Here is a 12,099-nt window from a genome sequence, read left to right as displayed (position 1 = left end):
GCCGGTGTTCGACCGGAAGAGACCTGACTGGAGCCTCTGGCGTCGGGTCGAATCCGGCACGAATCCCCGCCGCAGCGACTCGGGGTTGGGGTTGCTGTCGGCTTCGATTATCGCGTACACCACCTGCGGGTCGCTCGGCGCGAACGCCACACCGATGCGGCCCAGCGTGGTGGTAGGCAGGCCGTTGCCCGTGATCCGGGTCCAGGTGGCGCCGCCGTCGGTGGAGCTCCACAACGCCGAACCAGGCCCGCCGCTGCGCAGGAAATAGGGGCCCCGCACCCGCTCCCACGACGAGGCGATGAGATGGTCGGGATTGGACGGGTCGATCGCGAGGTCCACGAACCCGGCCCGGTCACTTACGGAATTGACCAGGGCCCAGGTCTGCCCGCCGTTGATGGTCTGGTAGATCCCGCGCTCCCGGTTCGGTCCCCAGGCGTGGCCGAGCGCCGCGACCCAGACCACGTTCGGGTTGGTCGGGTGGATCACGATGCGCCCGATGTGCTGCGTCTCGCGCAGGCCCATGTGCGTCCAGGTCCGGCCGGCGTCGGTGGACTTGAACACGCCCGCGCCCGGCGAGATCGAGTTCCGCGAATCCTCCTCCCCGGTTCCCGCCCAGATCACGCTGGTGTCGCTCGGCGCGATCGCCAGCTCCGAGACGGAGTGAACGCCCGCGCGGTCGAAGATCGGCGCCCAGGTAACCCCGGCGTTGACGGACTTCCACACCCCGCCGGTGGCGAGGGCCACATAGATGACCTTGGGGTTCTGCGGGTTGGCCTCGATGTCGCTCACCCGGCCGCCCATGTTGGCCGGGCCGATAGAGCGCCAGCGGAGAGCCGCAAGGAACGTGGAGTCGGGGCGCACCCGCTGGGCCATGAGGGCCGTGGGGGCGAGGAACGCGAGCGCGAAGACGGCGAGCGAACGTCGCATTGTGGAATCCCGGGTTGTAGCAGTTTCGAGCGATGGCGGTACGGGCGAAATAGCACGCCGAGGCCTCGGCGTCCATCCCATCGATACGCGGGGCCGGGCCGGGGCGTTGACGGCGCGCCCGGCCCCTGCTAGACCTCCTGCCATGAATCCCGACGAAACCTACGAACTGCTGCGCAACCTCACCTCTCCCGTCGTGGCCATCACGTCGCGCCGGGGCGAGAAGTCCAACGGCATGATCTCGGACGCCGCCATCCGCGCGTCCATCGTCCCCGACATCCCGCGGCTCGCCGTCTTCATCCACAAGTTCAACCTCAGCCACGCCCTCATCTTCGAGACCGGGGCGTTTGCGCTCCACATCCTGCACCAGGAGCAGATCGACCTGGTCATCAAGCTGGGCTTCGTGAGCGGGCGGGACCGCGACAAGCTCGCCGACGTGCCGCACCGCCTGGGGGCGCTGGGCTGCCCCATCTTGGAGGACTGCTACGCCTGGTTCGACTGCCGGGTGATCAACATCATGGACACGGGCAGCTCGACTTGTTTCCTCGGCGAGGCCGAGGGCGTGGGGCGCGGGCCGGGCCGCGAGGTCATGGAGTCGGCCTACCTGAGGGCGAAGATGCCGGAGGAGTGGAAGAACGCGTACCTGCAGAACCTGGGCACGGCCCAGGCCGCTGCGCGCGCGGCGTCGCGGAACATCAGGGCCCTACACTGGAAGGGGCTGCCGCGCTAGCGAGCGCGTTCAGACCCTGAAGTAGTAGACCAGCTTCCCCACCAGGGCCCCGCGCACCGGCTTCCGCCACGGGACTCCGCGGTCCAGCCCCGTCGGCCACGCGCTGTTCCAGACGAGGTAGGCGTCGCTCCCAGGCCGCGGGATCCAGTGCAAGCGCGCGTCCACCGCGAGCCGGTCAGACTCGTTGTCCCATTGGAGGAACGCCGCGCCCGCCAGGCGCGCGCTGGCAGCCACGTCGAGACGGTAGCTCACGGTATGCGCCGTGAAACGTCCGGTGACGAGCCGGACGTGCTGCGATGTCCACTCCACCGCGCCGATGATGTGCGGCGCGACCTTCACCGTCAGCTCGGTTTCGATCTCCGTCGCCGTCCCGGAGAAGTAGTTGCCCGCGCTGACCTGCAGCTGCGCCCCCAACGGCCGACCCGACGCGCTCTCCAGCGACAACTCGGCCCGGTTCCACTCGTAGCGGCCGGGCAGGATCACCGTCCCCGGGAATATCTCGAAGCTGTCGTCAGGCGTGACGATGGGCGGCACGACCTCCGCGAACCGCTGGACGTCGAGCGTGATCTCCGCCCCGTTCCCGAACTCCGCGCCGAAAGGCCGAACCCGGTAGCTGGCGTTGTCGAGCCTGCCGTCCAGGGTCGTGCTGACGTCGAGCTGGAAGGCCGTGAAGGACAGCCGGCGGATGCCCCACCGGTGGGGCCGCGGGAAGAAGCGCATCGCCGCGTTGTACCGCCATACGCCGTCCTGCCGCACGAAGCCGAGCGCAGGGTCGAACCCCTGTTCGATGCGGCTGACCGCGACGGAGTGGTCGGCGCGGTCGTTGGGGTAGTCGAGGAAGACTCGCCACGAGCTGCGCGCCGGGACGCCCGAGCCGTCCCGGCTCCACGCCACGAACGCCGACGGGATCAGATTCTGCCCCTTGAGGAGGAGCGGGAACTCGAAGTCCGCGCCGTACGCGAGCCTTTCACCGTCCACGCCAGGCCCGCCCTGCGCCGTCGCCATTGCGCCTACGTAGCCCCGCGTGAACGCGTCGTGCTTGAACCGTGCGACGACGTCGACCGCGTCCTCATCGCCCAAGGTGCGCGCCGCGAGCAGTCCGATCCGCTCCGGCCCCATCCGCCCCGAGAGCCGCGCGCCCCAGGCGATGGGTACCGGCGTGCCGTTCGACGCCAGGCCGATCCGCCGGCTGTGGAAGAGCAGTACCCGCTCCTCCTGGCCGAAGTCGAAGACGTCCGACGACTCCAGGAAGAATGGCCGCTTCTCGGGGAAGAAGAGCGGGAAGCGCGTGAGGTTCACCACCTGGCGGTCGGCCTCGACCTGCGCGAAGTCGGTGTTTGTCGTCAGGTCCAGCGTGAGCGTGGGCGCCACGGCGACCTTGGCGTCGAGACCCACAGCGGCATCCGCACCCGAGGCGGCCGACAGGCTATCCGTTCCGTCCGCGAAGTAAGCGCGCTCGGCGAGCGCGCCGGTGGACGACAGGTAGGGACGCAACTCGAAGAGGCCCCGGCGAGGCAACTCGCCCAGCCCCTCGAGCGTCCCCTCTCCCGGGAGATAGAAGAAACCCCACTGGCGCTGCCACGAGCGCCACAGGACATACTCATTCCGGTGGCGGATACCACGAATGACGTTGAATCCCCAGCCTTCGTTCCGGTGCTGGTATCGCAACGTCTGCCAGGGAACGAAGATCTCGGCGACCCATCCGTCGCCGGTGACGCGGGCGCGCGCATCCCAGACCCCGTTCCAGTCGAGGGCTATGTCCTCCAAGCCCTTCACCTCACCGTCCGCCATGGCGCCGTTGGCGTTGACCGCGAAGGCATAGGCGGAGCGATGGTCGCGCTGCGGGTCGAAGAGGAATGCGAAGAAGTCGTCCTCCTCGAGATCGGCGTCGCGCCGGAGCTGTGAACGCACGATGCGTGACGGGTCCTGATAGGCCCACAGGCCGATCCAGATCCCCGCATCGGTGGACAGCACCCGGACCACCGTGCGTTCGCTGGCCGGCGCTCCCTCTTCCGGTTCCTGCTGCTTGAAGTCGGTGATGGAGTCGGCAGTGAGCCAGGCGGGCTCGTCGAGTACGCCGTCGAGCCGGATCGGCGCGGTGACGCGCGTGGCGCGCGCCACGGCGGGCGCGGACGGCGCGCGCACCGGCGGAGTTTGCGCCCGCAGAACGGCGGAGAGCGCGACCAGTGCGCTCGCCAGGGCGATCGTTCTCAGGGCTGGTTCCCCGGGTTGAACAGGAAGTAGTCGTGCACCGCGCGCGCGATGTGCGCGATCGCCCGCTCCCGATCCTCGACGGGCAACGGCGAGCCCCTCACGAAGACGGAGATCGCCACGTGCCCGCCGTTCTGCGGCAGCGGGATGATGCCGACGTCGTTGGTGACGCTGCCGATCGTCCCGGTCTTGTGGGCGACGTGCGCGTCCGGCGTCAGCATGCCGCGAAGGCGCCCCGGCCCCGTCGTCACCCGGCCCATGACGTCGAGCAGCAGGTCCGTCGAAGCCGCCGTGAGCAGCTCACCGCGCCACAGCTTGACGAGCAGCGCGGTCATCGCCTCCGGGGTGGCCCGGTCCCTCGGGTCGGCCTCGACCACGGCGGCCGCCGAGTCCTGGTGCGCCCGGGAGAGCGCCGCGAATACCGCGCGCCCGCGCGCCGGGGTCCAGTTGGCCTCGGTGATGGAATCGCTCGCGCCGGCCCAATCCGTGATGAGCATGAGCGTGGAGCGGTCCACGCGGATCCCGTCGAGCCCCAGCGACCGCATCTTCGCCGTCACGGCCGCGGGGCCACCCGCGACGCGGAGCAACACATCGGTCGCCGAGTTGTCGCTGATGATGAGCATCAGCTCCAGGAGGTTCCTTACCGAGAGCGAGACCCCCGGATCGTCGAACAGATCGCTCAGCGTACCGCTGCCCGGGTGCAGGTCGCCGGGCCGCAGCGTGATCATGGAGTCCAGCCGGATCTGTCCGCCGTCCACGCGTTCGAGCAGCCTCACCGCGACGGGCACTTTAAAGGTGCTCGCCATCGGGTAGGCTTCGGATGCGTTGACGCAGACCCCGCGATCGGACTCGAGGTGGTATGCCGCGACGCCGACGGACCCACCCGCAGTCTGCGCCAGCCGCGCGATCTCGGTCTCGAGGCGCCCGAGACGGGCGTCGCGCCCGCCGCGGCAGACGTTCTGCGCCGCAAGAGCGTCGCGCGCAGCGGCGACCAGCCCGCCGAGCAGGATCGCCCTACACCCTACAGCCCACACCCTACAACCTTTCTTTCGCCGCTCTGACGAGCTCCCACGCCTTGGCAACATGCTCCCTCTCCGTCCTGATGTTCCCGATGGCCAACCGGAGAACGATCCGGTCGCCAAGCTTGGTGTGCGACAGGAACACCGGCCCCGCCGCGTTAACGTCCGCGAGGACCCGCTCGTTGAGGGTGTTCTCTTCGTCCACCGGGCGGCCCTTGACCGCTCGAAAGCACACCGTGCTGAACGGATGCGGCGCGCAGATCTCGAAGCCCGCCTCGGCGCGCACCCACGACGCGAACTCCTGCGCCAGGGCGCAGTGCGCGCGGATGCGCGCCTGGAGCCCCTTCACCCCGAACGCGCGGATCACGAACCAGAGCTTGAGCGCGCGGAACCGCCGGCCCATCTGCGGCCCGTAGTCCATCAGGTTGGTGACGCCCGGCTCCCCCGTCTTGAGGATCTCCAGAGGAGTGAGAGCGAACGCCGCCCGCAGCTCGCGGGGATCGCGCAGCAGCAGCACCGAGCAGTCCACCGGCGTGAAGAGCCACTTGTGCGGATTGAGCACGACCGAGTCCGACTCCTCCAACCCGTCGAGCAGCGCGCGATACTCGGGACAGATCGCGGCGCTGCCCGCGTACGCGGCGTCCACGTGCAGCCAGAGCTTTTCCCGTCGCGCCACCGCCGCGATGGCGCGCAGCGGGTCCACGCTGGTCGTGGACGTGGTACCCGCCGTCGCCACGATGGCGATAGGGCGCTTCCCCGCCCGCTGGTCCTCGGCGATGGCCGCGGATAGCGCGAACCCGTCCATCCGGTACTCGGCGTCCACCGGGACCTTGCGCAGGTTCTCGTGCCCCAGGCCAAGGGTCATCACGGCCTTGTCAATGGACGAGTGCGCCTGCTCGCTGGCGTACACCGTGAGCGCAGGGAGATCCGCGCGGCCGGCCATCCCGCGCGTCCTCACGTCGCCGCCGGTCGCGCGGTGCCGCGCGGCCGCGATCGCCAGCAGGCTCGAGCTGGACGCCGTGTCGTTGATGTGGCCGCGGAATCCTTCCGGCAGCCCGATCATCAGGCGGAGCCAGTCGGTCACCAACTCCTCCAGCTCCGTCGGCGCGGGGCCGGTCTTCCACAACATCGTGTTGACGTTGAGCCCCGCCGCCAGCGTCTCGCCCAGGATGCCGGGCGCCGAGCCGGTGATCGCGAAATAGGCCATGAAGCCGGGGTGGTTCCAGTGCGTGACGTTGGGTTCGATCAGTCGGCGGTAGTCGGCGAGGAGCGTGTCGAGCGATTCGGGATCCTGCGGCGGGGCGGCGGGAAGCGCCGCGCGCACTTCGCCGGGCGCGACCTTGGGCAGCACCGGGTACTCGCCGACGTGCTCGAGGTAGTCGGCGACCAGGTCGGCGGCGCGGTGCATGGCGGCACGGAACTCGGCCGAGGGTACGTCGCCGGAAGGAGCGGGGAGCGGGGAGCTATTCGTCATGACGCGGCGGCAAAGATCGTCGTGCCCGGCGCGCACCGCCAGGTCGCCACGCCGAAGGAACCGCTCCCCGCTCCCCGCTCCCGTTCTTGACACCGTCCCCCCCCGCGGCGACCGTAACTGTCCTTCTCACCGTCCCACGGAGAAACGGTCATGCGTCTGTCGCGACTCGGCCCACTCGTCATCGCCGTCACCCTTGCCACTCCGGTTCGCGCGGCGGCGCAGGTGAACGCGCGCATGTTCCGGTATCCCGACGTCTCGGCGACGCAGATCACCTTCGTCTACGCCGGCGACATATGGGTCGCGCCCAAGGCCGGCGGCACGGCGCTGCGCCTCACCACCCCGCTCGGAGAGGAGAGCTTCCCGCGCTTCTCGCCCGACGGCGCGATGATTGCCTACAGCGCGAACTACGACGGCAACACCGACGTCTACGTGATCCCCGTGTCGGGCGGCACGCCCACGCGTATCACCCACCACCCGATGGGCGACCGCCTGGTGGACTGGTTCCCGGACGGGCGCTCGCTCCTGGTCGCCACCACGATGGCGAGCGGCCGCCAGCGCTACAGTCAGTTCTATCGCGTCTCGGCGACGGGCGGGCTCCCCGAGCGCCTGGCCGTCCCGTACGGCGAGTTCGGCGCCGTGTCCCCCGACGGGCGTCAGATCGCCTACATGCCCATGAGCCAGGACTTCCGCACCTGGAAGCGCTATCGCGGCGGCTGGGCGCCCGACATCTGGCTGTTCGACCTCACGACCTTCGCCTCGCAGAACATCACCCTGAACGACGCCGACGACGCGCAGCCGATGTGGCACGGGCGGACTCTGTACTTCATGTCCGATCGCGACATAGCTCAGCGCCACAACATCTGGAAGTGGGACCCCGACACCCGGCAGACCACGGTAGTGACTCACTTCGCCGACTTCGACATCACCTTCCCGGCCACCGGCCCTTCCGACATCGTCTTCCAGGCGGGCGGGCGGCTCTACCTGCTCGATCTGACGACGGAGCAGACGCGTGAGGTCCAGGTCAACGTCGTGACCGACCTCACCAGCCTCCGGCCACGCACGGTGCGCACTGACTCGCTCATCCAGAACGCGGCCGTCTCACCCGGCGGCCATCGCGCTGTCGTCGAAGCGCGCGGCGAGTTGTTCTCGCTCCCCTCGCAGCACGGTCCGGTGATGAACCTCACCCAGACGACCGGCGTCGCCGAGCGGTTCCCAGCCTGGTCCCCCGACGGCTCGCAAGTAGCGTACTGGAGCGACCGCTCCGGCGAGTACGAGCTGTACGTGCGCCCCGCGGGCGGCGGAGCCGAGCGCAAGCTCACGTCGTACGGGCCCGGCTTCCGCTATCACCCTTACTGGTCGCCGGACGGCAAGAAGATCGCGTTCGTTGACCAGACCATGACCATCCGCGTCTTCGACATGACGTCCGGCCAGACCGCGCGCGTAGACCAGGGGATGTTCTGGTACGAGGGGAGTCTCCGGAGCTTCCGGCCCAGCTGGTCCGCCGACAGCCGCTGGCTCGCCTATGCGCGCGACCTGATCAACCGCAGCTCCGCCATCTTCCTCTTCGACACGCGGAGCGGCCGGAGCGTGCAGGTGACCTCAGGTTACTACAGCGATTCCGACCCGGTCTTCGACCCCGAGGGGAAGTACCTCTACTTCTTCTCGAACCGGACCTTCCAGCCCGTCTACAGCGACGTGGACAACAGCTGGATCTACCCTAACACCACCAACATCGTGGCCGTGTCGCTGCGGCGCGACGTCCCTTCCCCGCTGGCGCCTCGCGACGACGCCGACAGCGCGAGGGCCGACACTTCGCGTGCCGCGGGAGGCGCCCAGGGAGCAGCCCCGGCAGGCAGGCCCCAGGGCCGCGGCGGCGCAGCGCGTCCCGACAGCACGTCCCCGCGTCCCGCCGCGCCCGCGCCGGTCGAGATCGACACCGCCGGCTTCGAGCAGCGTCTCACCGTGCTTCCGCCCCCGGCCGGCAACTACACGGATCTGCGCGCGGTGGCCGGAAAGGTCATCTTCCGCCGCCTGCGCCACGCCGGCGTCCCGACCGGACCCACTCCGATCGTTTACTACGACCTCAAGGAGCGCGAGGAGAAGACGATCCTCCCCAACGCCAACGGCCTCGAGCTTTCGGCGGACGGCAAGAAGCTCCTGGTGGTGCAGGACGGGCGCTATGCCATCATCGACGTGAAGGCCGACGCCAAGTTCGAGCACCCGCTCCGGGTGGCGGAGATGGAGATGGTCGTGGACCCGCGCGCCGAGTGGCGGCAGATCTTCGCCGACGCGTGGCGGTTCAATCGCGACTTCTTCTACGACCGCACCATGCACGGCGTGGACTGGGACGCGATGCGCGAGCGCTACGGCCGGCTCATTGACGACTGCGTCACTCGCTGGGACGTGAACTTCGTGATCGGAGAGCTGATCTCCGAGCTCAACTCCTCACACACCTATCGCAGCGGCGGCGACGAAGAGGTCGGGCCGCGGCGGAACGTAGGGCTGCTGGGAGTCGACTGGTCGCTCGAGAACGGGGCGTACCGGATCGCACGCATCATCGACGGCGCCCCGTGGGACACCGAGGTGCGCTCCCCGCTCGCGCGGCCCGGCGTCAACGTCCGCCAGGGCGACTACGTCCTCGCGGTGAACGGCATCCCGGTGGACGCCTCGATGGACCCGTGGGCCGCCTTCGCCGGGCTCGCAGGCCGCGCGGTGGAGCTGACCGTGAACGATCGCCCCACGACGGACGGATCGCGGCGCGTGGTGGTGGAGACGCTCCGCGACGAGACGCGCCTGCGGCACCTGGCGTGGATCGAGTCCAACCGGCGGCGCGTGGACTCGGCGTCGGGCGGGCGCGTGGGCTACATCTACGTGCCCAGCACCGGCATCGACGGCCAGACCGAGCTCGTGCGCCAGTGGGCGGCGCAGTTCATGAAGGACGGGCTGATCATCGACGAGCGCTTCAACAGCGGCGGCCAGATCCCCGACCGGTTCATCGAGCTGCTGAACCGGCCGCCTCTCGCATTCTGGGCGGTGCGCGACGGCCACGACTGGATGTGGCCGCCCGCATCCCACTTCGGACCCAAGGTGATGTTAATCAACGGCTGGAGCGGCTCCGGCGGCGACGCCTTTCCCCACTACTTCCGCGAAGCGCGCCTCGGCCCGCTGATCGGCACCCGGACGTGGGGAGGCCTCATCGGCATCAGCGGCGCCCCCGCCCTGGTGGACGGCGGCTCCGTCACGGTGCCCACATTCCGGCAGTATAGCCCGACCGGCGAGTGGTTCCCGGAGGGCCACGGCGTGGAGCCCGACATCGCGGTGGTGGATGATCCGACGCAGCTGGCGCGCGGCACGGATCCGCAGTTGGAACGGGCGATCCAGGAATCGTTGCAGCTGATCCAGCAGCGGCCGTTCAGGTGGCCGCGGCATCAGCCGTACGAGAACCGGACGCCGCGGTGACCTAGAGAAGAAGCTCCATGAAGATCTTTCCCGGCATGGCGTCGGTACGGTAGGGCGCGATGTCCGTGAATCCAAGCGACCGGTAGAGCGCGGCGGCAGGCACCATCGTCGGCAGGGTATCGAGCCGCATCCGGCGATACCCGAGCCGCCGCGCCTCTTCCACGATGGCCTCTGCCAGCGCCCTGCCGAGCGCGTGACCGCGGAACGCCGGCCGGATGAACAACCGCTTCATCTCGCAAGCGCCGTCGTCCAGCTTCCGCAGCGCGACGCACCCCGCGGCGACGCCGTCCGCCTCGGCGATCAGCAGGCACCCGGCGGGGGGCCATACGCACCCGGAAGCGCGCCGGCCTCGAGCAGGACCCCCTCGGCCTCGAAGTCCACGGCGAGCGACGCGGAGTACTCCTCGAACAGCCACGCCGCCTCAGCGAGGAGCTGAGGCGTTCCCGCGGGAATGATCCGGTGCCGCAGAGGATCGCCGCCTAGGCTTTCGTGGCATACGCCAGGATCGCCGGCACCGGTAGGACGACCGTCTCACCCTGCCGGTACTGCTCCAGCACTTCGCGCACCTGCCGGCCGATCGCCGCGAGCGCTTCCGGTTTCTGGGCCCGCAGCAGCGCACCGGTGCGCACCGAGCTGTCGAGGTACTCGTCGACGAACGTGTTTGGGGACGCGACCCGCCACACCTGATCGAGCCGCACGGTCTTTGCGGCCCTGAACCCGGCTGCCAGCAGCGTGCGCTCGCACTCCGCGGGTTCGCCGAACTGGAAGAACGGCGGGCCCGGTGGGAGCGGCACGTTCACGTCGCCGTGGCGCTCCACCGCTTCAATGACGATGGCGAACCCGCGGGCGTCGCCGGCCCAGACCGTGAACGCGTAGCGCCCTCCCGGCCTCAGCACCCGGAGTCCCTCGCGGATCGCGCGCTCCGGCTCGGCCAAGTGGAGGATGCCGTAGTTCATCACGACGGCGTCGAAGCTCTCGTCGTCGAACGGCAGTGCCTGCGCGTCGCCTTCGCGGAACTCGACGCCGGGGTGGAGCCGGCGCGCCAGGTCCACCATCGCCGCCGCGAAATCCAGACCGGTCACCAGCACCCCTCGTTTGGCGGCCGTGGCGGCCACGTATCCAGGCCCGCTCGCGACGTCGAGAAGCCGCACGCCGGGCCCGGCGCCGGCGGCATCGAGCAGCGGCTCGATGGATTGCGTCGTGACCTCGCGAAAGCGGCCGTGGTAGCGGTCGGCGACGCGCTGCCAGCCCTCATGCTCGAAGGCCGTGAAAGCCGCGGGGTCGACAGGGGATGTGGTCATCAGCGACAGGTATACGCCGGAATCGCTTCCCGACGCAAATCGGTCTACGCCTGGAAGACCGCCACGACGGGCGCGTGATCGGAAGGCTGCTTCCCCTTGCGCTCGTCGCGGACCACGTAGGCTTCGGCGCATCGCTCCGCGAGCGGCCGGGTCGCGAGGATGTGGTCTATCCGCAGCCCGTTGTTCTTCGGGAAGCCGAGCATCCGGTAGTCCCACCAACTGTAGGGTCCGTCGCCGGCGTGGTGGAGCCGGATCGCGTCCACGAGGCCCCAAGCCACGATCTCGCGCAGGCGCGCGCGCGCCTCCTCGTGGCAGAGCACCGTGCCCTTCCACTCGTCCACCCGCGCGACGTCGCGGTCCTCGGGGGCGACGTTGAAGTCTCCGCAAAGGACCAGGGCCTGCGCGGGGTCGGCGGTCCGGCCGAGATACCCGCGAAGCCGCCGTAACCACTCGAGCTTGTAGGTCCACTTGTCCGAGCCGACGGTCTTCCCGTTAGGCACGTACGCGCTCACCACGCGCGCTCCCGAGGTGCGGGCGGAGATGAGTCGCGCCTCCGGGTCACTCACCCCATCACCCATGCCGATGGTGACGTCCTCGAGCTTGGCGCGGGACAGGATCGCGACGCCGTTGTAGGTCTTCTGCCCGTGCACCGCAAGCTGCCAGCCGGCGGTCTCCAGCTCGGCGCGCGGGAAGTCGTCGTCGGTGACCTTCAGTTCTTGGAGGCAGACGACGTCGGGCTGCTCGCGCGAAAGCCAACCGAGGAGTCGGTCGAGGCGCATCCGCACGGAGTTGACGTTCCAAGTAGCGAGCTTGAGCACGCGGAAAAAGGTAACACGGAGCGTTCTTCAGAACGCGCCCTCGCCGAGCGCGTCCTTCAGGACGCTGACCGGCTGCCGGCGCACGGCAGGCCTAGCCCCTCGCCTGGCTGCGCTCCGAGTTCCGCACCATCACGTACGCGATGAGCGCGAACGCGAAGAACAC

At 69.4% G+C, this 12,099-nt stretch carries 9 protein-coding genes; 2 read left to right on the top strand and 7 right to left on the bottom strand.

Features of this window, described 5'->3' with window-relative positions; genetic code table 11:
• On the bottom strand, window positions 1-927 hold a 927-nt coding region (locus tag Q8Q85_01850), incomplete at its 3' end, for a hypothetical protein (GenBank protein MDP3772988.1).
• 142 nt (window positions 928-1,069) lie between these two features.
• Here Q8Q85_01850 and Q8Q85_01845 point away from each other — a divergent pair.
• Entirely contained in the window at window positions 1,070-1,654 is a 585-nt protein-coding gene (locus tag Q8Q85_01845) for a flavin reductase family protein (protein MDP3772987.1), read from the top strand.
• Between the two features lie 9 nt (window positions 1,655-1,663).
• Here Q8Q85_01845 and Q8Q85_01840 read toward each other — a convergent pair whose 3' ends face one another.
• The 3 genes from Q8Q85_01840 to Q8Q85_01830 form a co-directional block, all read right to left on the bottom strand.
• Window positions 1,664-3,775 (bottom strand): DUF5916 domain-containing protein, encoded by a 2,112-nt coding sequence (locus Q8Q85_01840; GenBank protein ID MDP3772986.1) that lies wholly within the window; start codon window positions 3,773-3,775, stop codon window positions 1,664-1,666.
• An 89-nt stretch (window positions 3,776-3,864) separates the two neighbouring features.
• The gene (gene bla / locus Q8Q85_01835) at window positions 3,865-4,899 is read right to left on the bottom strand and encodes a class A beta-lactamase (GenBank protein ID MDP3772985.1); all 1,035 of its coding nucleotides are present in this window, start codon (window positions 4,897-4,899) and stop codon (window positions 3,865-3,867) included.
• Window position 4,900: 1 nt separating this feature from the next.
• Window positions 4,901-6,451, bottom strand: a complete 1,551-nt coding sequence (locus Q8Q85_01830; GenBank protein ID MDP3772984.1) for a pyridoxal-dependent decarboxylase — start codon at window positions 6,449-6,451, stop codon at window positions 4,901-4,903.
• Between the two features lie 57 nt (window positions 6,452-6,508).
• On the opposite strand from Q8Q85_01830, the gene Q8Q85_01825 reads away from it, so the two are divergent.
• A complete protein-coding gene (locus tag Q8Q85_01825; protein MDP3772983.1) occupies window positions 6,509-9,817 on the top strand; it encodes a PDZ domain-containing protein in 3,309 nt (1,102 codons plus the stop codon).
• A 1-nt stretch (window position 9,818) separates the two neighbouring features.
• Here the strand turns inward: Q8Q85_01825 and Q8Q85_01820 are convergent, their stop codons facing one another.
• From Q8Q85_01820 to xth, 3 genes are all read right to left on the bottom strand, one after another.
• Window positions 9,819-10,232: a GNAT family N-acetyltransferase gene (locus Q8Q85_01820; GenBank protein MDP3772982.1), complete on the bottom strand. Its 414-nt coding sequence runs from the start codon at window positions 10,230-10,232 to the stop codon at window positions 9,819-9,821.
• Between the two features lie 64 nt (window positions 10,233-10,296).
• The gene (locus tag Q8Q85_01815) at window positions 10,297-11,118 is read right to left on the bottom strand and encodes a methyltransferase domain-containing protein (protein MDP3772981.1); all 822 of its coding nucleotides are present in this window, start codon (window positions 11,116-11,118) and stop codon (window positions 10,297-10,299) included.
• Between the two features lie 44 nt (window positions 11,119-11,162).
• Window positions 11,163-11,936: an exodeoxyribonuclease III gene (gene xth, locus Q8Q85_01810; protein MDP3772980.1), complete on the bottom strand. Its 774-nt coding sequence runs from the start codon at window positions 11,934-11,936 to the stop codon at window positions 11,163-11,165.
• Window positions 11,937-12,099 lie beyond the last annotated feature (163 nt).

The sequence above is a fragment of the Gemmatimonadales bacterium genome (assembly GCA_030697825.1).
GTDB lineage: Bacteria > Gemmatimonadota > Gemmatimonadetes > Gemmatimonadales > JACORV01 > JACORV01.
This window is presented reverse-complemented; position numbering and strand designations above follow the sequence as displayed.

Bases quoted from the DNA above. Each gene is read 5' to 3' on its own strand.
- Q8Q85_01845 (MDP3772987.1), top strand. From the start codon at position 1,070: ATGAATCCCGACGAAACCTACGAACTGCTGCGCAACCTCACCTCTCCC.
- Q8Q85_01825 (MDP3772983.1), top strand. From the start codon at position 6,509: ATGCGTCTGTCGCGACTCGGCCCACTCGTCATCGCCGTCACCCTTGCC.
- Q8Q85_01815 (MDP3772981.1), bottom strand. From the start codon at position 11,118: ATGACCACATCCCCTGTCGACCCCGCGGCTTTCACGGCCTTCGAGCAT.